Below are 24922 nucleotides of genomic sequence, written 5' to 3' on the forward strand. Positions count from 1 at the left end.
TATTTCTTATTTATGGATAGAAGGGATGTTGACTTCGAAAATACTTCCTTCGCCAACTTTGGAAGAAACGCTAATCTCACCTCCGAGTTTAGCAATCGCTTCATGTACAATGTACAAACCTATGCCTGATCCACTGTTTGTTGCGCCTGCCCGGTAAAACATTTTGAAAATTTTGTCCTGATCCGAATCTTTTATCCCCGAGCCATTGTCCTCGATGGTGATCTTGGCTGAGCTCGGCGTGGACTTGATTTTCAGATGCACGAACTGGTTCTGCTTGTTCGTATCCTGGAATTTTATAGCATTGTTGATCAGGTTATTGAATATAATCCGGAGCTTCATTACATCCGACCGGAACACACCATCCTGCTCAATGTCAGTGGTCATTTTCAGGTTGCCGTATTCGGGCAGATATTGGATGGTGGCCTGCACTTCGGTTACGAGCTCTTCGAAACTGATGTCCGTAACGACTGGAACGCCTCTTGCATTTTTGTAGTAATCAATGATATTAATAATGAATGTATCCAGCTTTTTAACCGACTGCCGGATCAGTTCCAGATATTCGTTCTGGGATTTGATATCGTCTTCCAGCAGCGCCAGGTTCACGATCCCCAGCACGGACATCAACGGCGCGCGCAAGTCGTGGGAAGCGCTGTAAACAAACTTATCGAGCTCTTCATTCGCCTTCTGCAACTCTTCATTCCGCTCCTTAAGATCTTCGCGCGTTTTATAAATGTCGTAAGCGTGCGAAATTGCATTCTCTACATAACCATAATCCCAGGGCTTGTCGATAAACCTGAACACTTCTCCCTTGTTAATGGCATCGATCGCGGCGCCAATATCAGTGTGGCCTGTGATGAGAATCCGGATTGGTTTGGGATATTTAGTCCTGATTTTCTCAAAAAACTGCACGCCCGTCATAATGGGCATGCGCTGATCTGCGAGTATAATGCAGAAATCCTGTTTTTCAAGGATCAATTCCGCATCTATTACAGATGAGGCAATTGTGATATCGTACTGCTTCCGGAAAGAAGCCTTGAACGAATGAAGGTTATGCTCCTCATCGTCAATGTAAAGGATGGTTATTGGTTTTTCACTCATTGAAATCTTGGATAGGGCGTGCTTTCTGTTTTACGGGCAGGGTGATCAAAAACTCTGTTCCCTCGCCAACTTCGGTATTTACCTGGATATTTCCGCTGTGAACTTCAATTATTTTAAATACAATGGATAATCCGAGGCCTGTTCCGTCTCCCACCTGCTTGGTGGTAAAGAACGGCTCGAAAATTTTCGCGCGGACCGCGGGTGGCATACCGGGCCCGTTGTCCCGGATGGAAATAGAAATATTTTCCGGGTCCTGCAACCATGACCTAACCCAGATTGTCGGCGTTTTTCCCTCTGTTTTCGCATTTAACAGTGCGTAAATGGAGTTATTGAGGATATTCATAAACACCTGGTTCAGCTTGCCTGCGAAACATTCGATACTCGGGATATTCCCCAGCTCTTTTACCAAATGTATGGAATTACCCATTTGATAGTTTAAAATAATAAGGGTTGACTCAATGCCCTCATTAATGTTGACGACGTTGAGGTCGGATTCATCTACGCGGGAGAATATTTTTAACCCTTTTACAATCTCAACCGTCCTGCTGGCGCCATCTTCCATGCCTTTCAGTAAGGTGCCCAGCTCGGTTTTAATGTAGTCCAGATCCAGGTCTTCTTTCAATCGCTCGATTTCTTTGATCTTAACCCGTAACTGATCAATTGAGTCAACGCCCTGAATGTCATTATAGGAATCGAGGATTTCGAGGACGTCGTCAATGTCGCGGCGGAGGGGTCTGATGTTCGAGCTTACGAAGTTGATCGGATTGTTGATCTCATGGGCGATCCCTGCTGTAAGCTGACCCAGCGAAGCCATCTTTTCGGAATCCAGCAGCTGTGTCTGGGTGTCTTTCAGCTTGTTGAGCGTCACATTTAGTTCTGTATTAGCGTGTTGCAATTCAGCAGTTCGCTCGTTGACACTCCTTTCCAGATTAATGTTTTGCTCCATAATGATCTTTTCATTTTCCAGCGACACGCGCAGGGCCTCCTCCTGCGATTCTTCCCTTTCCTTTTTAAATATATTAATCTTATCCGCCAGTGCAATAGATAGCAGTACAACTTCTGCAATAGAGCCGAACTGCATGGTGTAAGTTGTGAAAATATTATACGGCAGGATGTTAATATTTCGCAAAACAAGAAGGAACAGACCAAGCAGGAAAATACTCCAGGCCAATAAGAAAAGTTTGGCAGGACGATAATTTTCCTTTGAAAGTTTAAACCCTATTATAAAAAGCCCGATCGCCCCAACTCCTCCTGATACATCGACCGCGCGAAAGCTCAGCAATTCAAACCCAAGCAGGTTCAGTAAGCCTGTAGACGAATAAAGTGCGATGATCACATTCAGGATGAAGACCCCTGGCGGCCATTTTTCGGGAAGCTGCAGAAAGTTTTTCACGAAAAGCATAGCGAAGATTCCGGCGACACCTGAGAAGTAAATAGTTGCTACGGAGTTGAATTTTGGTGCAAATGGCCAGATATACTTAAACCCATAACCAGACAATGCGGTTTGCGCCAATCCAACGAACAACACATAAAGCACGTAAAACAGGTAACTCTTGTCACGGGTGGAGAAGTAAATGAAGACATTATAAAGCACCATTACTGCAATGATCCCTGCGAAAATGCCATTGATGGTCTCGCCGATCTGCGCGGCTTCGAAGAATGTTTCCTGGTCGCGCAGAATGAGCGGAAGGATCACCTGGTTGTAGCCCTTCACCCGCAGATAATAGTTCTTTTGCTGGCCCGGCCTTATATCAAGCGCAAAAACAAGATTCTGGTGTTTGATCCGTCGTTCATTGAAGTCCGCATTTTCACGATTTGTTTCAACTTTAACCTTTGCGCCTTCAATCTCAAAAAGCTCACAGGTATGTATCAGCGGATGCGCAAGTTCCAGGTATAGCAGCGAGCTGGCCGATTTGTTGGCGATGGAAAACCGGATCCAGAATGTGGACTGGCTCAGCCCCATATTAGGCGTGTCGTCCGTACTCTGAACGAAAGCGTTGGTTTTCAGGACCTGCTCAAAATTGCGCGCATTGGTGACATCTTCAAAAATTTCAACCTGCTTGCCAATGATTTGTGAGCCCTGGTAAAAATTCACCGGGATGCCGTAAACGAGCTTTGCGGAAAGTAGAAATGTGATTGCAAATAGGTGCTTTAAAAATTTCATAAAAATCCTAAATCTTCATATCAAGATCATAATGTAATGCAATTTCTCCCTTCGGGCCTTTTTCCACCGCAAACTGAACCGGATGCTTGCGCAGGTGCATGATGCGCTCGCGCTCTTCTTCATGCGCCTGGGGCAGATTGTCCAGGTCGTTGACGATAATGGCGGTGGCGATGAGGCCTTCTTTGGGATAATAAAATGTTCCGTTGTCCCCCAGGTCACGGATAATTTCAAACCCGATCCGCAGGCACTGGCGTAAGGTAGGCGGAGAGCACAATGCAAATAAATGGTCAACACCAATCTGCGAAGTGATCGCAACGCCGATCCTTCCCAGGAAAATGCTTCCGATGCCGTAACCCGCCACTTCTTTGGAATTGAAGAGGCCGCAGAACTCGGCGATCTTTTTTTCTTTCAGATTGTCTACATACCCGTAAATGCGCTCGTCCTTCTTGGCAATGGCATCTTCCATCGGCATTTTCATTTTCTCATTACGGACCTGGATTCTCCCGCCGCCATAAATCTTTTCACCGTCCTCGGACTCAACAATGATCACATAAGTATTTTCATCATTTAGCCAGTCATGGCTTGCGGAAGTCACCTGCTTTACGCCATAGGCTTCCAATACTTTTCGGTGCTCGTCAATGTACCTGTAACAGGTTTCGATATCCTCAGTTGACTTGTACGCTTTAATTTTTGCTACCATCAAATTGCGTCGTTTACAATAAACAAGGTTTCATTCAATGGAAGGCGTGGTAATGGAATTGCTGGCATTTCCGGTTTGATGATCTTAAATAGAAAAACTGCTTTTGTGTTATTTTTTAAAGATATGATATTTTGAAACTCATTGCGTAAACCTTGTAATTTGTCTTTTTCCGTTACACTTAATCCGACGCCCGAATCAAGCCGTTCAAACAAAAACATGGGTGATAGCAATGGCTGGCCGCCCAGACCGAGTTGTTCAACGGTTATCCAAAGCTTTTGAGAAGCGACTCCTCCCACAAAGTACTGATCTGCTGTATCCGGCAATGTAATAATAGCCACACAGGAAGCATCTGCGACGCTGAATTGGATAGGTTCCGTTAAAGCATTTCCACCGCCAAATGCGCTCAGCGCAGCAGCTATTTTTTTGTCCTTAACGATCGATAATGCAGCCATATGCGCTGGCGTTGAGGCCAATGCCTGGATAGGAACACCGTCCCCTGCATTTGCATTTTCCGCGCCCGGCCGCCGGATGTCGCGATTGAAATAGTCGTTATGACCTTCCGTATGAAGCATCATTATCCTGTCGCAGGCTGCGACAACTCTTCCAAGTCCAGCGAGCTGTTCCTTTTCAGTAATGAGTTGAACATCAGCACCGGACACGCCCTCCACAGCCTTGCGCAGGGCATTCCTTTCTTCTTCTTGCAATGCATAAGACAAGCTTGAATTCCGGTGAATTGCGAAAGATTCCGCGGATTCTGCCAGCCTATTTGTTTGATTTCCGGCCTGGGTGTCTTTTATAAATTGAATGCTGGCAACCAGCTCGTTCGAATCTGTAACAGGGGATTTTTGTACAATGGTCTGATAGCCAAGCTGACTGGCTTTCAGCAATGCATGCTCATAGGCAGCGCCCAGGGCAAGGTGCGCGGCCATGTTATTGATATTGGAAAAAGAATGCGAGCGGAATGTATCGTGAAATAAATGCAGCAGACCATTTCGGAAAACCCATTTCCAGGGCTGGTCATTTCCATTTGAATATGCTTGTGTTGCGGCGTTAACAATCTGCCCGATTTCATCCGCGTTCGGGACAGCGTCGGGCTGAGTCTGGGGTAGGGAATCAATGATGGCAAGAGCCCGATCCAGGTCGAATGGCGCGTTCGGATTACTATAAACGGCGACCGTGGAAGTGTCTGGTTTGTTATTGATCAGGGTTTCGAGATCTACATAATATCTTCCTGAATCCGTAAATTGATCCAGCAGGATGCGCCTGCAAACGTCGGTTACAACGCCTCCGCCCAATGTTACCGCACTCGCAAGCTGCGGCCAGGTGGTGATCGTCTGCCCGATTTCCAGCAATGAAGCCCGTCCGCGGGTGGAAGTGTTCATGGCGTCAATAATGCGCATTACCAACGGAAAGCGGTCTGCGGGACTAATGTTCTTTAATTTTTCAGCAGGAATATCAGCCAGCATTCCGTGCAGAATAGGCCTGTCCGTCTCCCGGTCAAACCGTTCCACATCCAGCATTCCCCGGTCGCTTGTTTCCATTACAACCGGAATATGAAAGCTTTTGGCCATCTGCCGTGCGCTGATCTTTACTTCCAGGTCGTCACATTCGTCTACAAGAATGTCCAGCTTACCGCCTTCGGTAAGAAATGAAGTGATATTGTCTTCTGTAATTCCTTCCGTATAACATTCTATTTCCAAGTAGGGATCTATCTCCGCAATTTCCCTGGCCGTTACTATCGCTTTGTTGATGCCTATGTTGTGCAGACCGGTTTTTATCCGGTTCAGATTACTCAGCTCAATGGTATCAAAATCAGCAAGTTTTAATGTTCCGCAAATGCGTTCTGTGGCAACGCTGAGTGCAACCGCATGACCAACCGAAAGTCCGATGATACCAATTCTGCGTTCAGATAATGTTGCCTGTTCGTGCGGGGTGATCTTATAATGGTTTCTGCTGGTTCTTAATGTTACGAAGTCGTGCTTGTTGAGAATGTGCAGCAGCCGGTTGGACCAGGGATAATAGACCCACGAACCCAACAGATCGGAATCTTTGCCTGAAATCCACTCGTCGTACTTTTCGTCAATTTCAATACTTGTGAGCCTTTTCCTGGGATTTTGTATCTTAATCAGCTCCTTCATTTGGGAAGAAAACAGATCGAGGACGATTTTTTGTTGATAGTCCGAAAGGACTGCGTTAAACTTTTGTTTGTCAGTGCTTTGTTCGTGAAAGATAAAAATCGGCTTATAGATCGTATTGTTTGCTGGATAGGGATACATTTTTAAGCTATTAGGAGGACGGTTCCCAGAAGAACTCACGTAAAATTTAAAATTCGACGAAATGTATTGATCTTTATAAAATCGCTGCCGCTGAAACTTTGTAACCGGGCAAGTGATCCTATGTCTATCAATAGTTACACAAATTGCTGAAATTATTTTTCTAAAACTATCACAGGTTGTATCCAGGACAAAATATTTGATTGGAAAGCGTCTAAATTCGTTGACAAGTAGTTGGTTACACAGAGGTAAAAAGTTAATTTGTAAAAACCACTTAGCGCTTTTATACTAATATAGAATTAATATTATAATATTATCAATTAGTTGAGCGTATCGGATCGAACTCAAATTTCAAACAACCTCCGAAAAAAGAAAGAATTACGTAATAATGGAAACCAAAGAAAAAATAAGCGTCCTGTATGTAGATGATGAGATCAACAACCTCAATTCATTCAAGGCTGCGTTTAGAAGAGATTTTAATATTCTGATCGCTACATCAGGGCGGGAAGGCTTGGAGCTGCTGAAACATAACGTGGTTCACGTGATCATTACGGATCAGCGCATGCCTGAAATGACCGGGGTGGACTTCCTGATAGAAGTGTTAAAAGATTATGCAGAGCCTGTCCGCATTTTGCTGACGGGCTATACGGACGTCTCGGCAGTGATTGATGCTGTGAACAAGGGCCACATTTATTACTATCTCAATAAGCCGTGGGATGAGGCCCAGCTGCGGATCATCATTAAAAATGCGCATGAGATTTTTTATCTGCGGGAGAAGAACAAGGAACTTATTGAAAAGCTGATCGAAGTGAATGGCCAGCTGGAATTCCTGCTCAGGCAAAACCTGCTTTCCTAGCAGGTTGCAACATTCATTTTCTTCTGAAACTGATGTTCCTTCTTGACAATTGTGCATGCCCGAACTGTTTCAACAGGTTCAGCACAACTGAAAAGCCAGCCGTAATAAATATTGCCAGGAAAAGAATGACTGCAAATACAAGGTTGCCTATCGCTTTCAAAAATATGATAAAGTCCATCTGCTTATGTGTTTAGTGGGTGTTTGACGTTGATATGTTAAAATCATACCAGCATGAAAAAGCAGCCCTGAAAACCCTAGGACGTGATGCGTTGGTATCCTTTTTGCTTACTGTAATATAAAAAGTGAGCAAAAATTCATCAAACCGATTCAATCATGAAAAAGATATTGGCAGTAGGAGCAGTTTCAGGCGTTGTGTTGTATGTTTTCTTCAACAAATTTTTCAGACAGATGGAAAGAAATTTCGGCGCTGAAAAAAAACAAGACGAACTTACCGGGAATAACAAAACAGAAGGGTATTTTTACCACCAAAGCGAACTGGCCACGGATGGAACCGCAGGACAGCTGGCATCAAGCATGAATAACTAAAATGCCTGATTACCAGGCAAGTCAAGCATAAATACTCTACCTGGATAATGTGGCGGACAGTCTACCTACAATGCATTTTTTTACTTTTAGTTGGATTGTTCGCTGCATGCGAAGGGCCTAGTCCCTTCGAGCCCCCCATTAAAGAGCCCATTGGAGAACCCGGCGAAGAGCCGGAACCCATCGACACCAGCGGCGTTGACACTACGGGTCATTCGAATCCCGGCCCCGTCATTATTGATACATTAAAGCCCCGTAACAGCAATCGGTTTTTGGCATTGTCCAAAGGCTTCGGCACTGCCAACATTTACAGTGAATCGGAACTGGGCATTATCACCGGAACTTACAAGCAGGCGCCCGACTACAATGGGAGCACTGCGAACCTCAATTATTCTTTTATCGCCCCACAAAACGATACACTTAAATATCGCCCGTTTGTGATTTTCGTGCATGAAGGCGCATTTATTTATGGTGACCTCGGCAGCGAGATGGGGAAAGCGAGATCCATGGCCAGGAAAGGTTATGCAGCGGCTGCTATCAATTATCGTCTTGGGTTTGCAGGCGGAAGCGAAACAAATACTTGTGGCGGCAATAACAAGGAAGTGATCCAGGCCATTTACCGCGGCGTTCAGGATACGTATACTGCCTTACATTACTTTGCAGACAAGTCAAACGAGTTCGGAATAGATCCCGGCCAGATGATGCTAGCCGGAAGCAGCGCAGGTTCCATGATCATTTCCGCCCTGGTTTACATGGATGAGGCTGATTTTGAGGCTTTACAACCGGGAATTTCCAAGACGCTCGGACCATTGGACAATGCTAAGGGAGGCACCGAGTTTCGCGTACGCAGTTTGCTGACTTATATGGGTTACTCTGTCTTCAAGACAACTTATGTTAACAGAAACAATGCGAAGCCAACCGTGTTTTTCCAGGGAACCAGCGACAGTGTGCTGCCTTATATACAAGGCAATTTATTCTCATGCGGAAGATACTTCTGGATGCTGGGAGCAAAGCCTGCTTCGGAGCGGTTGCATTCATTGAAAGTGCCTTATGACCTCAATTACCAGCCTGGTATAGGCCATGTTCTGTCTTACTCCCAGGAATATATCGCCAACCGTTACGCCGAATTCATGAAGCGATTCTGGTCCGGAGACTTGCGCCAAACAACCGTCGAGGATATGAAAACCATTCAGGATATCAAGATTCCCTGAAATCCGTTATCGTTTTTTCATGAAGGGCAGGAATTGTTTCAGATAGCTGGATAATTTCAATTCAAGATATTGATAGGATAGGTAAGACGCCACCATTGTCAGAAACAGCGCCAGGAAAAACATGGAAGTGCCGGTGCTGTAAACCGGATACCCCAGGCTTTTGAAAAACTGACCTAAAATGACCACGATAGGCATATGTACCAGGTAAACCGAAAACGACATATCGCCGATTTTAACAAGCCAGTCGGGAAAGTTAATCGGGCGGCGCGCATTATAGAAGATGAATGCGGTAAAAAGCAGACTGGACCCAAATCCCCATTGTGAAGGCCCCAAGCCACCAAAAAAGCCCGACCAGTACTGCCATAATGCGAGGGAAATGAACAGAAACACAAGCCAGACCCTTGCAAATGCGGATGCTAGGATGGGAAACAGTTTTTCATTCGTATAAATGAGACCGATAATCACACCATATACAAAATTCCAGATAATAGGATTTGCGATCATGTTCAGGTATCCGTTCCCGAAGTCGGCAGTTCGCTGGGTTTCCAATGTAATGTAACCCAATGTAAGCGGAAGGACGACCAATGTGATGATCACGATCACGAAGAACACATACCATCTGAACCGAGAGAAGAACATGGAGATGGCCACAAGCGCATAGAAATAAATTTCGTAATTGAGCGTCCACCCAACCGGAAGAAAGGCATATCCGTAAAATGGCGGATCGGTGTGCGTGACCGGGATGAAAAGTAAGCTCAGGATCACACTCTTCACAGCACCCGGTTGCAGCCCGACTTTCATTTGAAATAAAAAGTAAAGAAGGGTAATGATCGCATAGGTGGGCCAGATCCGGATGAACCTACGCGCCATGAATTTATAAACCGAAAGCAGTGAAAATGTGGTTTGTTTGGTAATGTACACCATAATGAACCCGCTGATCACAAAGAACAAGGCAACCCCGGAAGGGCCTGAATTGAAAAAAAAGTCAAGTTCCTGCTTGAAGGGTTCACCTTTTCCGATGACGTCTTTAAGATGGTAAATGGTGACAGTTAGTGCCGCAGCCGCTCTCAGAACCTGTATACTGTTGATCTTGGACTCGAAGGGATTGCTGACCGGCTTTATCTCCTGATTCATTCTGTTAAGTAAAATTTTGCGGTTTGGGATCCGGCTGTAAAGTAAGTTAAAGTTTGCTTCATGTTGTAATTTGTGAGCAGCCGGGCGCGATTTTCCATGAAACAGTGCATTTCAGGCCTCGTCGGCACAATTTTAGTTCATCGCTTGTAAACGTATACAAAAAGTAATTGAATATGATGGATCAAGCGTTAACTGTTCAGGATCAGATAAGTATAGAAGCTCCGCTGAGCAAAGTGTGGGAAATATTGATAGCCCCGAAATACGTCAGGCAGTGGGATGAGCTTCCTTCGGATTTTGGCGATTATTACCTGGAACTTGGAAGGGTGATCGACTGGTCGGGCCGGTCGCGGCTGACGGTCACGGCGCACGAGCCTAACGCGCTTCTACAACTTTCGCTGTACGTAGAGAAGTGGGAGCAGTCGCCTGCTGCATATGACATTGCGTATACATACAGGCTCTCAGAAGATGAAAATGGCGTTTTGCTGCAAGTGGAAATTGGCGATTTTGCGGTCTTGCCAGACGGGCAGAGTTACTATGACGCTTCTGTGGAGTTCGCAAAAACGGCATTGGAGAAAATCAAAAATCTGGCGGAAAACAGACTTTAATTCCGGGGGTGAGTATATTTGTAGTTATCACCGCCGAAAGTCATGCAACCGAACACCAAACTTTACTATGATACCAACGAAGTAGCCGAAATGGTTGGCTGCGAGCCATCTGCCCTGCGCTTTTGGGAAAAGAAATTTCCACAGCTGAACCCCAAACGGGACGCACGAAACAGGCGCAGATATACGGAGCGCGACATTGAGATCATCAAAAAGATCATGCACCAGCGCGACAAGCAGGGGCGTACGATCAAAGGCGCTCGTGAGCAGATGCGAAGAAAAGAGGAATCACAGCTGCTGATTCAGCGCTTAATGCGCGTCCGGAAGTTCCTCGTGGAGTTGCAGGAGACATTGTAACTTTCCGTTGTTTTAATTCATCCATACCCATGAAATATTTCCTTTTGTTGCTGCTTGGCTGTGCTTCTTTTTCATCCTATGCACAGAAATTTCAGGCGCGGGCCATCCGCAAGCACATTGAATTTTTGGCGTCGGACGACATGGAAGGAAGGGGAACGGGGAGTTTGGGGGAAATCCGGTCAGCAAACTACATTGCCACGATCTTCGGGGAACTGGGCCTGAAACCTGCCGGAACGGATGCCAGTTTCTTTCAGCCCTTTCCGGTGAAATATGCCATTGAAGGCAACTTGCACCAGGTTACGGCCCGCAATGTTGCAGGATTTTTAGATAATGGTGCCACGAAAACAATCGTTATCGGTGCGCATTACGATCATTTGGGAAAAGGTTTTCAGGGAAGTTCGCTCACAACGGATAGTCGCAACAAAATCCATAATGGTGCGGACGACAATGCATCGGGTACAACGGGCCTGCTTGAACTGGCAAGGCATTTTGCAAAAAACAACATTACTGAAAAGCATAATTACCTCTTTCTGGCATTTTCGGGCGAGGAGCTAGGGCTTATCGGGTCCAAGTATTTTACAGAAAATCCGACCATTCCGCTTGCGTCCGTTTCCTGCATGATCAATATGGATATGATCGGAAGGCTTAGCAATGAAAAAGGGATCATTGTCTCGGGTTGGGGAACAAGTCCGGTCTGGGGAAAGCTGATTCCTGATCTTGTCAAGGCGCAGAATCTGAAATATACGGCTGATTCCTCTGGCGTAGGCGCATCGGATCACACTTCATTTTATTTGAAAAATATTCCTGTTGTGCAGTTCTTTACAGGCGTTCATGGCGATTATCATAAGGTTAGCGATGACATTGAGCGCATTAATTTCGAAGGTGAGGCCAAGATCCTGAGCATTATTGCCGGTCTGCTGGAAAATATAGATAAAGAAACAACTGATCCACAGTTTATAACAGCCGATAATCCGCATACAGGCAACAAAACATCTGATTTCAAGGTAACCCTGGGCGTGATGCCGGATTACAGCTATTCGGGCAAAGGCCTGAAAATCGACGGCGTTTCCAAAGCCCGTCCAGCCGAAAAAGCCGGGATACAGGCCGGTGACATCATTACAAAGCTTGCCGGTAAAGAGATAACATCCATTTACGATTACATGGATGTGCTCAGCGAGCATGAAAAGGGAGAAAAAGTAGAGGCAGAATTCTTACGCGGATCCGAAACGAAAAAGGTTTCAATCATTTTCTAACTGATCATCGCCCCGCGTTTTCCCAGCTCAATAGCCTCCATCTGGCTGATCAATCCTTCATGTATATTGAACCGCAGCAGCGTGCGGAATTTGTGAAAACCTTCCCGCCCAGCCGCGCCGGGGTTAATGTAAAGCATATTGTTCAATGCTTTGTCGCGTATCACCCGCAGGATGTGCGAATGCCCGCACACGAAAATGTCAGGGGTTTGTGATTTTAGTTCGGGCATGACCATCGGGTTGTAACGCGGAGGCGCGCCACCAATGTGCGTGATCCAGACCCGGAATCCTTCCAGCTCAAAATGCAGGTTTTCCACTGTCCTTGCCCGGATATCATTATTATCAATGTTCCCAAAGACAATGCGGCAGGGCTTGAACATTTCCAGCTGTTCAATGATCTTTACCGATCCGATATCTCCTGCATGCCAAATCTCATCACAATTTTTAAAATGATCAAAAACCCGTTCGTCCAGATAGCCGTGTGTGTCTGATATTAAGCCAATTGTTTTCATTCTGTTTAAATAAAATATCGTTTTAACGCGAACATTCTCCGCATTTTGTAACCGCAAAATAAATTAATTTATTTTCTTGAAGATTAAAGTAACTTATATATAACCTTTTCATATATTGGGATCTCAAATCTTAATTAAAGTTAATTTTTTATTAACATCATATAAAACCGCTTGCAAACTAATTTATTAGTTTTAAAGTTGCAGCACTTTCTATATTATTGCGTATTGTAATTTATCAGTTACATACTTCGACTCATTTAACCGCCAGACCAGCCTTGAAAAAAATCCTACTTCTGTTCTTTTTATGTCTTCAAATCGGGCTTGTGCAAGCACAAACCGGAGGACGCTTCACGCTCAAAGGCGTAGTCACAGACACCTCTGGCGCAACCCTGCCCGAAGCTACGGTGATGCTGTTGCTTCCCAAAGATTCATCGCTGGTGAATTTCGGAAGAACCAACAAAGAAGGCGCATTTGAGTTGAAAAACCTGAAACGTGCGCAGTACATTTTCAAAGTCTCTTATGTAGGGTTTGTTCCTTATCAGGAAACAGTCAATCCCAAAGACGGCGATGTAACCGACCTGGGCAGGATGAAAATGAAAGTGCTGCAACAGGAACTCTACGAAATCGTGATCAAAACGGCCCGTGCGCCATTGAGTATCAGGGGCGATACAGTGGAGTTTGATGCCCGCGCGTTTAAAGTGCCGCCTGGGTCAACGGTAGAAGATCTCCTGCGCAAGCTGCCGGGTATGCAGGTGGATGCCGATGGGAACATTAAAGCGCAGGGTGAAGAAGTGAAACGTGTAACCGTCGACGGTAAGCGCTTCTTCGGCGATGATCCTAAAATGGCGACGAAAAATCTGCCGGCCGAAGCCATTAATAAAGTCCAGGTTTTCAATGGTAAAACAGAGCAGTCCAAAGTAACTGGTGTGGACGATGGAAAACGGGAGAAAACGGTGAACCTCGAATTGAAAGACAGCCATAAAAAGGGCGGTTTCGGAAAGGCGATCGCCGGTGTGGGAACCGATAAGCGCCTGGAAGGAAAAGTAAGCTATAACCGCTTTAACGACAAGCAGCAGTTTGCGCTCCTTGGTTTCGGAAACAATACGAACCAATCGGGCATTGCCAGGAACGATTACCAGGATTTTAAGGGAAGCCAGTCATTCAACTGGGGCGATGACGGGGATTTCGGGTTCAACAGCGGCCGTTATTACGGAGGCGATGAGATCACCATTCAGCCCAACTGGGGCGGAGGTGGATCGGAAGGTTTCACGAAGAACTTTGCGGGCGGCGCCAACTATAATTATGACGACAAAAAGACAAAGCTTAGCACCAGCTATTTTTATAACCAGACAAAGGCAATTATGGATGTGGAGTCGCGCACGGAGAATTTCCTGACCAACGATTCCTACAGCTCGATCGCCAATTCCAAAACAATCGGATTTACAGGAAACCACCGTCCAAGCCTGCGTTTTGAAAAGAACATTGATTCGCTGAACACCATTATCCTGATCAGCAATTCACGGATCAACTCGGGGGACGACAGCTTTAACAGTTTTCAGCAGTCGTTCCTGAATGAGGGCAATGCTACTAACCAGTCAACCGTGCGGAATGTAAGCGAATACAGCTCTTTCGCGATGGCTAACCTGCTCATCTATCGCCATAAGTTCATGAAAAAAGGACGGAACTTTGCGGCCAGCGTGGGTTATAACATCAACAATGGCGACGAGAACAAAAACCTTAGATCGGACAATGTTTTCTTCCAGGATTCGACGCGGAACAGCATTATCAACCAGCTGAATGAGACCGAAAGCACGCGCGGCAACTTTAAAGGCAGCTTGTCCTATATCGAGCCTTTTGCCAAGAAATTCTTTTGGGAGACATTCTACAATTACAGCATGCGAAAGGACAAAGTAGACCGCGATGTATTCAACGTTTCCGGCACCGAGCGCGAGGTTAACCCTTTCCTGACCCGTTTTTATTCCAACGATTTTACCTATAACCGCATCGGAACCAGCGTTCGTTACTCCAACAAAGGATTCAATGTCGCTGCCGGGCTTGCCGGTGTGCAGTTCGAGCTCAGAGGAAAATTTGCTGCGGACAAAGCTGCCGCCGATTTTATGCGGGTCAGTAAAAGCTATTTCACCTTTGTGCCTAATGTGTCAATCAATTATGACCTTAAAAACAACCGCTATATCTATGCAGAATACGGTTTGAATGTTCGCGAGCCTTCCATTACCGACTTGCAGCCTATCATTGACAACAGCAATCCGCTGTTCATCACGGAAGGAAATCCGGACCTGATTCCATCGTCGTCACACAGCGTTTATGCGGGCTACAACATGTTCAATCCGGCTACATTTATGAATGTGTATATCGGTCTTTCCTACAATTATAATGTGAATCAGATCGTCTACAACCGCACGGTGAATGTCGAGAACCTGATCACAACTACAAAGCCGATCAACGTTTCAGGCGGTTACAGTTACGGCACTTATGGCGGATTCGGATTTCCGTTGAAGAAAACAAAGGCTACGATGAACCTGAATGCGAGCGTCAATCTGAACAACAACATTACTTACATTAACAACGTTGAAAACGAAACAAATACAAATAGCTATAATTTCGGAACGCGCCTGGATCTGACGCCTAGCGATGCATTTACATTCTATGGAAATGCCAACTGGGGTTTCAGTAACTCGGAATATTCCATCAATACGAATCAAAACCAGAAGATCTTCAATGCGACTTACGGCGCTGATGTGAATGCGAAAGGGCCGAGAGACATTTATTTCAATGCACGTTTCAATTACAGGATTTATAAAAATGACCAGTTTGGCTTTGATCAAAAACTGCCGATCCTCAACTTGTCTGTTTATAAGATCATCTTGAAAAGCAAAAAAGGCGAGATCCGGCTTACTGCCAATGACGTGTTCAAGAAAAACCTAGGGATCACTCAAAATGTCAACCAGAACTATTATACTGAACGAAAAGTGGCGACATTGTCCCGGTATTTCATGCTGAGCTTTACGTATAATATGCGCGGTGTAACGGCTTCTGTGAAACGCAACAACTTCTAAAAATCAGACTATCACCTATGAAATCAGTTAGCTTACTCATATTCATGTTGCTGGGATTTGCCGCAACGGCGCAGAAAACCTCGGGCGAAATCAGTTACGAACGCGTGAAAACCTGGTCACGGATCAATAACCGGATGACCTTTTTAAGCAAGGAAGAAAAGGAACGTGCGGCTACGACATGGGCAAACAATGATGAGCAGAAACAGGATTTTGTCCTGCTGTTCAATGAAAAGCAAAGCTATTACAGCTATCCGGCCAAAGAAGACCTGTCCGAGGGCGGCTATTCGTGGCAGAAAGATGAGTACAAAATATACAGGGATTTTGAAAAGGAAAAGCGGACGGACATCATTGCTATGCTGGGCAAAACTTACATTCTCGAAGATTCCCTGAAAGTGCCCAAATGGAAGGTCATGAATAAGATCAAGGAAATCGCAGGCTATATGTGCATGATGGCCGTGACCGAGGATACAACGAAAGGTCAGAAAATCACAGCCTGGTTTGCAGACAACATTCCCGTTTCCGCTGGTCCGGAGCTTTATTCTGGTTTGCCCGGCCTGATCCTTGAACTGGATATTAATGAAGGCGACGTGGTCATCACGGCCAAGGAAGTGAAAATGAGGGAGGTAAAAGATGAAGAAATGGCGCTTCCCAAGAAGATGAAAGGAAAAAAGCTGGATACACTAAAATATGAACAACTGGTTGCTGAGCATATTCGTGACAGCATGAAAGCGCATCGCAATCCATACTGGTCGATGCCATATTAGTTTTTAATTAGAATTATCCAAAAAGCGTAAAAAGGGAAGATTGTCTCAAACAATCTTCCCTTTTTTTGTACCTTTGCGACTTGAAACGGGCAGGGCCTGCTTTGGTTTGGCTCGATATTTTTAGAAAATTTCCTAACGTACCGATTTTTATACTTAACCACTGTTGATTTAATTAACCACCCTTTATTATGAAACAAACGATTTTGGCCGTTGCCATGCTTTTTATTCTTGGCTCCTGCGCGAGCAAGAAAAAGATGCTGTCTGCACAGAAACAAGCCAATGAAATCCAGATCCAACTTGACAAAGCGCGTGCTGATCTTAACGATTGCGACAGCAGAACTGCTGGATTAAATAATGATTTGAAGGCCAAAAATGATGAGCTTACCAGCAAAAATGCAAAATTGAAAGAGCTGGAAGAACAAGTTGAATTCCTGAAAAAGAACAACAATAATCTGCTTGACCGCATGTCTGATCTGTCGGTTATCAGCAAGGAAGGTTCGGAAAGCATTAAGAAATCACTTGCTATGATGGACGCACAGGGCATGCAGATCCGCGATCTGAATTCCAGCATCCAGAAAAAAGACTCGCTTAACATGGCGCTTGTATTGAACCTGAAACGTTCATTGGCTGATGTTAGCGATGAAGATGTTCAGATCGAAGTGAAAAAAGGCGTTGTATACGTTTCACTTTCAGACAAGATGTTGTTCAAATCGGGAAGCTCTGTTATCAATACACAAGCTGAGTCGGTGTTGAGCAAAGTTGCCAAGATCCTGAATGACTACAAAGAAATCGAAATCCTGATCGAGGGCCACACGGATAATGTGCCTATCGCAACAGATAAAGTTGCCGACAACTGGGATCTTAGCGTATTGCGTGCTACGTCAGTTGCCCGTACGCTTCAAAAGAAATACGGTGTTGAGCCAGTTCGTATGATTGCTGGCGGCCGTGGCGAATATCTACCCAAAGTGGCAAATGATTCGGCACCTAACCGCAGCCTGAACCGTCGTACTGAAATTATCATTACGCCGAAATTGGATCAATTCTTCAACCTGTACACGCCTAACGCTGGCAAGTAATAGTTGAATTGCATTATTTTTAGAGCCCGTCCGGTACGACGGGCTCTTTTTTTATAATTTCTGATTACTTTGAGCAATCAAAGAATCTTAAAACCAAACCTTCAAATGTCTGATACTGTACCAAACAGGGAAACAATTGAGGCGGCGCACAGGCTTATAGCGCCATACATTCACCACACGCCCGTTCTGACTTCCAGCTTCCTGAATGAGCTGTGTAAAGCAGAGATTTTTTTCAAATGTGAAAACTTGCAGAAAATCGGTGCATTCAAGGCCAGGGGAGGGCTTAATGCCATTCTTTCGCTTTCCCGGGAACAGCTGAAAAACGGGGTGACCACGCATTCAAGTGGAAACCATGCGCAGGCGATTGCGTTTTCGGCGGCAAAAGTGGGGGCGAAGGCATACATTGTTATGCCCGATAATTCTCCTTTGGTGAAGATCAAAGCGGTGGAAGATAACGGTGGGGAAATTACTTTTTGTAAAAATACACCCGAAGAAAGAGAGCGCACGGTGCAGGAAATAACCAAGAAAACAGGCGCAACATTTATTCACCCATTCAACAACTACGAAGTGATAGCCGGGCAGGCCACCGCAGCGAAGGAACTGATGGAAGACAGCCGCGAAAATCTGGACCTTATTTTCGCCCCGGTTGGCGGTGGCGGTTTGCTGAGCGGAACTGCATTGGCAGCACATTACTTTTCCCCGGAAACCAAAGTTTACGCAGGCGAGCCCGAAGGCGCAGCGGACGCAGTCCTTTCATTCAGAAGCGATAAGATCGAAAGAGCGCCTTATATTAAGACCATTGCGGACGGGTTGCTGACCTATCTGGGCGACAAAACATTCCCGATCATTAAGCAGCATGTTACCGATATTTTTACGGTTTCCGATGAAGAGATCATTCAGTCGATGCGCTTTTTGTGGGAGCGGATGAAGCTCGTCGTGGAGCCGTCAGGCGCAGTGCCGCTCGCTGCTTTCATTAAAAATAAGGATCAATTTGAAGGGAAAAAGGTAGGGATTATCCTGACCGGTGGAAATGTGGATCTTGGAAAATTGCCATTTTAGCTGCGTTCAGGCGCGACTTTTGTAAGTGATTACAATTTAGTTGCGGTTAAATATGCGGTTAACACTTCATTGCCGTTATTAGTAGAAAATTGCCGCACTCCGGCTTATTAATTTAGATGTTATTTACTCTTAAAGTTAAAGTATGAAAAAGCTGATTTTTTGCTGCCTGGTCGTTTTAATGGGTTCTTGCAAAGATAAAGAAGACGATGTGGAACCAGAAGTTGATTATGCACCTGAATACGTTGGAAGTTACGGAACGCTGGTTGTAGACGGGCCTACTTCGGTTCAGAATGACTGGGTGATCACGGCGACCGGGAAAAATCAACTGGCAATCGTTTACACCAGAAATATCCACGTTGAAATTGCCGGCACCGAAGTAGATGTGGTTCAGGAATATAATCTGAAAGACGTAAAAACTACCAAAGATTCATTCACGATCAATGAAACGGTGGATGTAAAACAAGACAACGGAAAGCCGTTAAGGCATGTGGTAACGGGCATTGCGACAAGAGCGGCTGGGGCTTCGGGCGTGGCGCAGTTGAATACCAATATAAAACTGGCTGACCCGGATAACGGAAAAACTTCCTACGAAGGTTACCTGGAATTCAAAAAGAAATAAGAAGAACTTGATAATTGAAAAAGCGGTTGGTGATCCCAATCGCTTTTTTCGTTTACAATGCACTATCTGCCGCAAATCCCGACAAAATCACAATACTGGCAAGTGCTCAGGTCAGGCGTTTTGCGGAATGGAACATCAGGGTCCAGCAGCACATTCAAAATATCCGTCAAAATCACTTCCGACTTTTCAATAAACTGTGCGGGAGCAAGTTCTTCTGTCAGGTCAAGCGGGTTTGAGATCAGGTTCTTAGGATCTCGGAAGGAGTAAAAGCCTGACTTTACCGCGTAGTCGCCGAAAGCGTAATTTTTCCCTGCAATTTTCAGACCCTGCTCATCCAGCATTTTGCGGTACATCAAATATTCATACATCCAAAGCTGCCGCACGTAACCCATTTTCCGGTCCGGATCATTGCGGATCACTTCTTCACGGCGAACGGGATCTGCCAGCTTTTGTTTTCCGGTCAGCTCGACGCTCCCGGTTTTGTAATCCATCACATATAATGTTCCGTCCTCGCTTTGTTCGATACGGTCGATTTTACCGCCGATGCGCACGGGCGTGTAAGCGCCTTGCAGTATGAGCTGGATTTTGGTGCTCAGTGGCTGTTCTGCCGCAAGGATTTCCCGACGCGGCCGCTGCGACATCTGATGTTTCAGGAAAACAAGAATCTGATTTTCACCCACCTGATAATAGATCCGGTTAAGGCCCATATCCGTTACATAACCCTTGAATTTATCATCAAATTCTTCCCTTAAAACAGCCTTGATCTGTTCCTCCGAAGGATCTGTTTTTTGAAGAAAAAATTCATTATCCAGCCTTTCCAGCGCGGCGTGCAGCCAGGTTCCGATTTTGTCCATGCCGAGCTCTTCCTCCACCTCTTCCTTCTCCTTCACGCCCACAATGTGTTTTAAATAAAACTGCATGGAACAGCGGATGAATTCATTTAAATGTGTCGGGAAAATGCCCTTACCAGCCAGATAGTTACGGATAACAACCAGCATGGCCTCGTCTTTATGCACAACCTCGTCCAGCTCGTCCTGCTTCCGGCTTTCCAGCACAACGGTTTTATTCTCGATACGGATCAGCGGATTATATTGCGACAGCTCATATTCCACCTGCCTGATGAACCGGCTTTTTTCACCGCCGCCGGGCGCATCATTGGTGCTGGTATAAAGCATATGCACCTCTTTTGCACGCTGCAAAAGCCTGTAAAAATGATAGGACATGACCGCTTCCTGATGCTGGTGCGTAGGCAATCCAACGGCTTGTGCAGCGTCGTACGGAATGAGTGAGTTCTGCCTTTTTGCCTGCGGAATCATTCCCTCATTTACTGAAAGGATGATAATGCGCTCAAAATCAAGCGCACGGGTTTCGAGCATTCCCATGATTTGCAGATTGCTCACCGGCTCGCCGCTGAAAGGGATTTTGGTCTGGCGGATCAACTCAAACATAAACGAACGCAATGTCCGCAAAGTGATCAGCTCCGATTTTTCCTCGATCGTCTGTTCAAATTGCTTGAGCAGTGTATAAAAAAGATAGAGATATTCTGTTTCCAGCGCATTTTTGTAATCCTTATACACTTCCCGGAGCAATTCAATCAGCTGGTAGAAAGTCTGGATAACCTGACGAGAATTGTTTTTCTGCCAATGTGTAAACAAGATTTTGAACAGTGGATGACCATCACTCAGCGCCATCAGTTCCTCCGGGCTCAGGAACACCTGGTTGCCGCTGGTTATGGCCCAAAGTGTTTTCTGAATGATCGTTTGGCCGTCGCTGAGCGGTTTCAGCGCCACATATTCATAATGTCTGATAAAAGGGTGGTTAAGGACCTTATTGATCGATTTATGCCCGAATTTCGGGATGCGGATCAGCTGTCCTTTTTTATTTTTGAATTCAACAACATTCTGTTGAAGCTCAAAAATGCTGTCTATTAATGTATAAAGCAGCGAGTTACGCATGGAGAGGCCCATGGTAACATTCAGGTCGCTAACGTTTTCGTCCAGGGAATACAGCATGGGCGAAAGCAGGTTTTCATCCGCAAGCACAATGGCCGTTGGAATAGCGTCGCCCTGGGCATCCAGCTCCCGCATTTGCTTGTAAAGTTGTCCGGCAACCTTCGTCTGTAATGTTGCATTGGGCACGCCGTAAATGGTAATGTGCTTTTCCGACGACATTAAATGGTCCGTGGTCCAGTTCCAGGCGCCAAAGGCGTTGCTTTTCTGATATTCCCTCAAACTCTTTCCCGCTTCAACGCCTGCATTTTCAGACATATAATAACGGTCCGTATCCCAAAGCACTTCCGCTTTCTTAGCCTTGATCAATGCGCTCACAATCACTTTTTCAGACTCTGTGAATGCATTGAAACCGGCAAAATAGAGTTTTTCAAAATCACTTTTTTCAACCAAAATCCCCTCGACATCTTCTGCCACCTCGCGGTAAGCCATGCCGCGGTATGCCTTGCCTTTGGCCAGCAAGCGGCTGCGAAATGAAATGTAAACCCTGTTTATATTTTCAAAAAGCGAAAAATATTGCTTTGTTCCACCTTCCGTTTGAAGCATTTTTCCGGCAGGCATGCTTTCCTGCCAGCGGGTGATCGCATGTGCTTCTGTCAGATAGTCAAACAGATAGGAAGTTTTTACAAGATACTGGTCAATGCGGTCGAGGTCATTGAGCAGCACAGAAGCCCAGCCCATGAAGCGATCAAATTGCACATCGGGATCGATCTCCTGGAAAGTTTCATAAAGATCAAACAGCAAATGAACCGGATCTTCAATTTCCAGCGTCGACATGCTTTCCACGAAGTCGTCCACGGCAACCACATTCGGGCTCATGATGGCTTCCGTCGTTTCCTTTGCCAGTTCCTGCATCAGAAAAAAGGCTGCCCGGCGCGTGGGCACAATGATATTTACCCTCTCCAGCGTTGCATGGTTACCAAGAATGTGTTTTGCAACAAGATTAAGAAAGGATTGCATGCGAATGTGTTCGTGGAAAATGTTAATGTATCCGGTCGCCCCGGGGCGTTATCGAGCGCATGATTTCGGCCTCCTGGTGTAATAACTCCTTCCAGCGTGCCCTTACTTCCTCCACCGGCAGATATTTTTCGGCAAGCTCAATGAATGTGCGGTAATGCCGGCTTCCGAGATCATCAGCTCACGATAGAATTTTTGCAGCGATTCATCTTCCAGAGATTCCGATAAAAGTTTGAAGCGTTCGCAGCTGCGCGCTTCTATTAATCCGCTGATAAGCAGGCGGTCCAGCATAGCGCCTTCGTAGTCGCCCTTATTGCGCACCAGCTTCATGAGCTGGCCTACATATTCATCTTTCCGCTGACGTCCCAGCGGAATATTACGCTTTTTCAGCTCCTTCAAAACCCTTTGAAAATGGCCCCATTCTTCCGCGACAATGGGCGTCAGGGTTTCGACGAGTTCTGTTCGCTCGGGATAATGTACAATGATGGATATGCAGGTCGAAGCAGCTTTCTGCTCGCAGTAAGCGTGGTCTATCAGGATTTCGTCCAGCTGCATGGCCGCGATGTCTGTCCAACGCGGATCGGTTGGCAGTTCAAGTCCCAATGTGGTAAGCGATGCAGCCATAATGTTCAGGATTAATTAGTCAAATAACGGCCAGTTTACGCCGAAAGAAAAGGACCTGGCCAGTCCGAGATAGGAGGGAGCAATGTAATATCCTTTTGGAAAAAGACCGAAATTACCGCCCTGGTTCAGGTATTGCATTTTGAAAAACAGCCTCACGCGCTTGATGCGCACATTCGCGAAGCCATCCACAATCACATTTTGTCCCAGTCTGTAACTGTTCTGAATGTGGAATTGCTGCGTAATAGGCATGTAACTATCCGCCAGATAACCCGAGCGATAGCGGGCTGCCAGACCAAGCTGTATAAAAAGGACTTTGGCATACACAAAATCATAAGTAACCTCGCCGCTGGCAAACAAAGCAGGAATGCGGATCACATCCTTATTGTCATTCAAAGTGAGGAAGCCCATCGTTGTGAAATTCCATTTGTTGAGATTGATCCCCGAATTAAAACCAACCCTGAGCAACCGGAAGCCCGAATTCAGCTGCTTCGGCAATGCTAATGTATCGTAGTAAATGTAATCATTCACCTGATGGATCTGAATCTCAGGAACGAAGGAAATCTTATCCGTTTTCAGGGGCAGGGACGCATAAATGGTCTGCACTTTGGTTGGGTCAAAATTGTTTCGCCAGTCAAAATGGTTGCTTAAATAGCGTTGCACCAGCAGGTCTGGCGCCGTTTGAATGCTTTGAAAACCAGCCTTTCCCCAACGCGTGTTCAGTTCTCCTTTTAAGCGATATTCCACATTGGCTGCCAGGTTGAGGTCGGCCTCGGCAGTCAGATAATTAGCAGAGTCTTTTAAATAGTAACCCAGCCATGCGCCGATAATGTTGTCAAATTTTAAACCGGTCCGGTACGTGGCGTAAGTCTCGCCGATCTCGTTTCCCAGCTGCGTGGTCGCCCGCATGCCATAGAAGCGTTGGCGGATATAAGCCCGGTAATTGAAACCGGAATAAAAGCCTTTAATCCCGATTTTATTATCAAAAAGCTTGTAATAAATGTCCTGCCTGGTTTTTTCCAGATCGTATTTCGCAGCTGGGTAAACCTCCTTTTCCAACCCGCGCGTAATGTCGAGGTCGGTGTAACGGTCTATCACCGTGGAATAATCAGCTTGCTGAAATAGCTGGAACCCGTTGACGAGCCGATACTGCTGGTAAATGTGCAGTCCCTGTCTTCGCTCCCAGGAGTTGGCGTCATCGCTGATTCTGGCTGCACCGTCGTAGGAATATTTCTCAACGATGCTGTCCTCGCCAATATTTGGGATTACTCCTCCCTGTTCGCGCACTTTCTGGTTCATGTGGCGGTAATGGGCGAGGATCAGGTATTTTTTATTTTTGGAAAAAAAGCTGGTATGCGCCAGAAGCGTCCAGTTTTGTCCCAGAAATGCCCCCGAATTCAATGTATTGACAAATCCGTATTGCTTATTGGAAGTGAGCCTCCGGAAGCCAAGCCCGAAATTGAAACGGGAATGTACATTCTGCGTATAAGAAAAGCTTCCCAGCGAGGTTTTTCGAGCTCCGGAAATGAAATTAAGTTCCGTATGCTGCGATTTGGTGTCCATATACTGGACTTCCTCAGGCTTGATCGCATAAGCGTCGTAAGCTCTGAAACCTAGTTGCGTCCCAATGTCCTCGCGCGGGGCAAAAAGCAGGTTCCGGGTGGCAGTTACGGTGTTTCCAAGATCGGTAAGCTTTCCCCACGACCGGTCCACCGGCGTCCAGCGATGAAAATTCGTTAAGCTCGTATCTACCCGGTAACGTGTTGAATCCCGGTTATTTAGAATGTCATTTTCGAAGTAATGGTGCGTTGTGCTCGGGCCGTAGATGTTCTTGGTGCTGTCGTCGAGGATCACGCCGCCCGTCTGCGATCCGCCCGTGTTGCTTGTACTTCCCTGCTGTCCCCGGGCGCCGCCGCTGCCCGTATTACCTGGCATTTGCATGCCGCCCGGCATCCTTACCTGTGCCTGGATGGTTGGAGTAAAAAAAATGAAACTGCCTAAAACCCACAGTATTATATAAAAAGCAATTCTCATAGAAGC

The 24922-nt window shown here is 45.9% G+C and carries 20 protein-coding genes and 1 pseudogene; 11 read left to right on the forward strand and 10 right to left on the reverse strand.

Translation table 11 applies throughout. The features are described from left to right. Positions 1-6: 6 nt before the first annotated feature. Genes NFI80_RS03430 through NFI80_RS03445 form a run of 4 tightly spaced genes read right to left on the reverse strand, consistent with a single transcriptional unit; the run spans position 7 to position 6238 of the window. Positions 7-1098, reverse strand: coding sequence for a hybrid sensor histidine kinase/response regulator (locus NFI80_RS03430; RefSeq protein WP_235160228.1), 1092 nt, complete (start codon positions 1096-1098; stop codon positions 7-9). Beyond that, positions 1091-3262 (reverse strand): sensor histidine kinase, encoded by a 2172-nt coding sequence (locus NFI80_RS03435; protein ID WP_235164872.1) that lies wholly within the window; start codon positions 3260-3262, stop codon positions 1091-1093. The genes NFI80_RS03430 and NFI80_RS03435 overlap by 8 nt, the downstream gene beginning before the upstream one ends. A gap of 7 nt (positions 3263-3269) precedes the next feature. Then, entirely contained in the window at positions 3270-3962 is a 693-nt protein-coding gene (locus tag NFI80_RS03440; protein ID WP_233797834.1) for a hypothetical protein, read from the reverse strand. Further along, positions 3962-6238, reverse strand: a complete 2277-nt coding sequence (locus NFI80_RS03445) for an Rv1355c family protein (RefSeq protein ID WP_235164871.1) — start codon at positions 6236-6238, stop codon at positions 3962-3964. The genes NFI80_RS03440 and NFI80_RS03445 overlap by 1 nt, the downstream gene beginning before the upstream one ends. A gap of 385 nt (positions 6239-6623) precedes the next feature. Between NFI80_RS03445 and NFI80_RS03450 the strand changes: the two genes are divergently transcribed. After that, positions 6624-7091 (forward strand): response regulator, encoded by a 468-nt coding sequence (locus NFI80_RS03450; protein WP_026630021.1) that lies wholly within the window; start codon positions 6624-6626, stop codon positions 7089-7091. Positions 7092-7104: 13 nt separating this feature from the next. Here the strand turns inward: NFI80_RS03450 and NFI80_RS03455 are convergent, their stop codons facing one another. Next, positions 7105-7269, reverse strand: a complete 165-nt coding sequence (locus NFI80_RS03455) for a hypothetical protein (protein ID WP_233797836.1) — start codon at positions 7267-7269, stop codon at positions 7105-7107. A gap of 155 nt (positions 7270-7424) precedes the next feature. Here NFI80_RS03455 and NFI80_RS03460 point away from each other — a divergent pair, with 155 nt between their 5' ends. Both NFI80_RS03460 and NFI80_RS03465 read left to right on the forward strand, forming a co-directional pair. Then, a complete protein-coding gene (locus tag NFI80_RS03460) occupies positions 7425-7637 on the forward strand; it encodes a hypothetical protein (protein ID WP_233797837.1) in 213 nt (70 codons plus the stop codon). 95 nt (positions 7638-7732) lie between these two features. Continuing rightward, complete coding sequence (locus NFI80_RS03465) at positions 7733-8845, forward strand: carboxylesterase family protein (RefSeq protein ID WP_235164870.1); 1113 nt, start codon at positions 7733-7735, stop codon at positions 8843-8845. A 6-nt stretch (positions 8846-8851) separates the two neighbouring features. Here the strand turns inward: NFI80_RS03465 and NFI80_RS03470 are convergent, their stop codons facing one another. Next, positions 8852-9979: an acyltransferase family protein gene (locus tag NFI80_RS03470; protein WP_235164868.1), complete on the reverse strand. Its 1128-nt coding sequence runs from the start codon at positions 9977-9979 to the stop codon at positions 8852-8854. Between the two features lie 173 nt (positions 9980-10152). Between NFI80_RS03470 and NFI80_RS03475 the strand changes: the two genes are divergently transcribed. From NFI80_RS03475 to NFI80_RS03485, 3 genes are read left to right on the forward strand one after another with little or no spacing between them, the layout of a single operon-like run. Next, positions 10153-10584, forward strand: a complete 432-nt coding sequence (locus NFI80_RS03475) for an SRPBCC family protein (protein ID WP_235164867.1) — start codon at positions 10153-10155, stop codon at positions 10582-10584. 42 nt (positions 10585-10626) lie between these two features. Beyond that, positions 10627-10938: a MerR family transcriptional regulator gene (locus NFI80_RS03480; protein ID WP_026630025.1), complete on the forward strand. Its 312-nt coding sequence runs from the start codon at positions 10627-10629 to the stop codon at positions 10936-10938. A gap of 29 nt (positions 10939-10967) precedes the next feature. Then, positions 10968-12191, forward strand: a complete 1224-nt coding sequence (locus NFI80_RS03485) for a M20/M25/M40 family metallo-hydrolase (RefSeq protein WP_235164865.1) — start codon at positions 10968-10970, stop codon at positions 12189-12191. Here the strand turns inward: NFI80_RS03485 and NFI80_RS03490 are convergent. Beyond that, positions 12188-12700 carry a metallophosphoesterase family protein gene (locus tag NFI80_RS03490; RefSeq protein ID WP_235160236.1) on the reverse strand — a complete coding sequence of 171 codons (513 nt, stop codon included), beginning with the start codon at positions 12698-12700 and terminating at the stop codon, positions 12188-12190. The genes NFI80_RS03485 and NFI80_RS03490 overlap by 4 nt on opposite strands. Positions 12701-12975: 275 nt before the next feature. Here NFI80_RS03490 and NFI80_RS03495 point away from each other — a divergent pair, with 275 nt between their 5' ends. The 5 genes from NFI80_RS03495 to NFI80_RS03515 all read left to right on the forward strand — a co-directional run bounded on the left by NFI80_RS03495 (position 12976) and on the right by NFI80_RS03515 (position 19295). Further along, positions 12976-15777, forward strand: a complete 2802-nt coding sequence (locus NFI80_RS03495) for an outer membrane beta-barrel family protein (protein WP_235164864.1) — start codon at positions 12976-12978, stop codon at positions 15775-15777. Between the two features lie 17 nt (positions 15778-15794). Next, positions 15795-16541 (forward strand): GLPGLI family protein, encoded by a 747-nt coding sequence (locus NFI80_RS03500; protein ID WP_233797846.1) that lies wholly within the window; start codon positions 15795-15797, stop codon positions 16539-16541. Between the two features lie 188 nt (positions 16542-16729). Next, a complete protein-coding gene (locus NFI80_RS03505) occupies positions 16730-17617 on the forward strand; it encodes an OmpA family protein (protein WP_233797847.1) in 888 nt (295 codons plus the stop codon). Positions 17618-17722: 105 nt separating this feature from the next. Further along, a complete protein-coding gene (locus NFI80_RS03510; protein WP_235164863.1) occupies positions 17723-18676 on the forward strand; it encodes a threonine ammonia-lyase in 954 nt (317 codons plus the stop codon). A gap of 142 nt (positions 18677-18818) precedes the next feature. After that, positions 18819-19295, forward strand: coding sequence for a hypothetical protein (locus NFI80_RS03515; protein WP_233797850.1), 477 nt, complete (start codon positions 18819-18821; stop codon positions 19293-19295). Between the two features lie 62 nt (positions 19296-19357). Here the strand turns inward: NFI80_RS03515 and NFI80_RS03520 are convergent, their stop codons facing one another. From NFI80_RS03520 to NFI80_RS03530, 3 genes and pseudogenes are all read right to left on the reverse strand, one after another. After that, positions 19358-22264 (reverse strand): PD-(D/E)XK nuclease family protein, encoded by a 2907-nt coding sequence (locus NFI80_RS03520; RefSeq protein WP_235164861.1) that lies wholly within the window; start codon positions 22262-22264, stop codon positions 19358-19360. Between the two features lie 22 nt (positions 22265-22286). Beyond that, positions 22287-22885: pseudogene (locus tag NFI80_RS03525) on the reverse strand (MiaE family protein). Between the two features lie 15 nt (positions 22886-22900). Then, positions 22901-24916, reverse strand: a complete 2016-nt coding sequence (locus NFI80_RS03530; protein WP_235164860.1) for a putative porin — start codon at positions 24914-24916, stop codon at positions 22901-22903. Positions 24917-24922 lie beyond the last annotated feature (6 nt).

The sequence above is a fragment of the Dyadobacter chenhuakuii genome, assembly GCF_023821985.2.
Lineage (GTDB): Bacteria > Bacteroidota > Bacteroidia > Cytophagales > Spirosomataceae > Dyadobacter > Dyadobacter chenhuakuii.

Excerpts from the sequence above, each read along its gene's own strand:
- NFI80_RS03430 (WP_235160228.1), bottom strand. The coding sequence starts at position 1,098 with ATGAGTGAAAAACCAATAACCATCCTTTACATTGACGATGAGGAGCAT.
- NFI80_RS03435 (WP_235164872.1), bottom strand. The coding sequence starts at position 3,262 with ATGAAATTTTTAAAGCACCTATTTGCAATCACATTTCTACTTTCCGCA.
- NFI80_RS03440 (WP_233797834.1), bottom strand. The coding sequence starts at position 3,962 with ATGGTAGCAAAAATTAAAGCGTACAAGTCAACTGAGGATATCGAAACC.
- NFI80_RS03445 (WP_235164871.1), bottom strand. The coding sequence starts at position 6,238 with ATGTATCCCTATCCAGCAAACAATACGATCTATAAGCCGATTTTTATC.
- NFI80_RS03450 (WP_026630021.1), top strand. The coding sequence starts at position 6,624 with ATGGAAACCAAAGAAAAAATAAGCGTCCTGTATGTAGATGATGAGATC.
- NFI80_RS03455 (WP_233797836.1), bottom strand. The coding sequence starts at position 7,269 with ATGGACTTTATCATATTTTTGAAAGCGATAGGCAACCTTGTATTTGCA.
- NFI80_RS03460 (WP_233797837.1), top strand. The coding sequence starts at position 7,425 with ATGAAAAAGATATTGGCAGTAGGAGCAGTTTCAGGCGTTGTGTTGTAT.
- NFI80_RS03470 (WP_235164868.1), bottom strand. The coding sequence starts at position 9,979 with ATGAATCAGGAGATAAAGCCGGTCAGCAATCCCTTCGAGTCCAAGATC.
- NFI80_RS03475 (WP_235164867.1), top strand. The coding sequence starts at position 10,153 with ATGATGGATCAAGCGTTAACTGTTCAGGATCAGATAAGTATAGAAGCT.
- NFI80_RS03480 (WP_026630025.1), top strand. The coding sequence starts at position 10,627 with ATGCAACCGAACACCAAACTTTACTATGATACCAACGAAGTAGCCGAA.
- NFI80_RS03485 (WP_235164865.1), top strand. The coding sequence starts at position 10,968 with ATGAAATATTTCCTTTTGTTGCTGCTTGGCTGTGCTTCTTTTTCATCC.
- NFI80_RS03490 (WP_235160236.1), bottom strand. The coding sequence starts at position 12,700 with ATGAAAACAATTGGCTTAATATCAGACACACACGGCTATCTGGACGAA.
- NFI80_RS03500 (WP_233797846.1), top strand. The coding sequence starts at position 15,795 with ATGAAATCAGTTAGCTTACTCATATTCATGTTGCTGGGATTTGCCGCA.
- NFI80_RS03505 (WP_233797847.1), top strand. The coding sequence starts at position 16,730 with ATGAAACAAACGATTTTGGCCGTTGCCATGCTTTTTATTCTTGGCTCC.
- NFI80_RS03510 (WP_235164863.1), top strand. The coding sequence starts at position 17,723 with ATGTCTGATACTGTACCAAACAGGGAAACAATTGAGGCGGCGCACAGG.
- NFI80_RS03515 (WP_233797850.1), top strand. The coding sequence starts at position 18,819 with ATGAAAAAGCTGATTTTTTGCTGCCTGGTCGTTTTAATGGGTTCTTGC.
- NFI80_RS03520 (WP_235164861.1), bottom strand. The coding sequence starts at position 22,264 with ATGCAATCCTTTCTTAATCTTGTTGCAAAACACATTCTTGGTAACCAT.
- NFI80_RS03530 (WP_235164860.1), bottom strand. The coding sequence starts at position 24,916 with ATGAGAATTGCTTTTTATATAATACTGTGGGTTTTAGGCAGTTTCATT.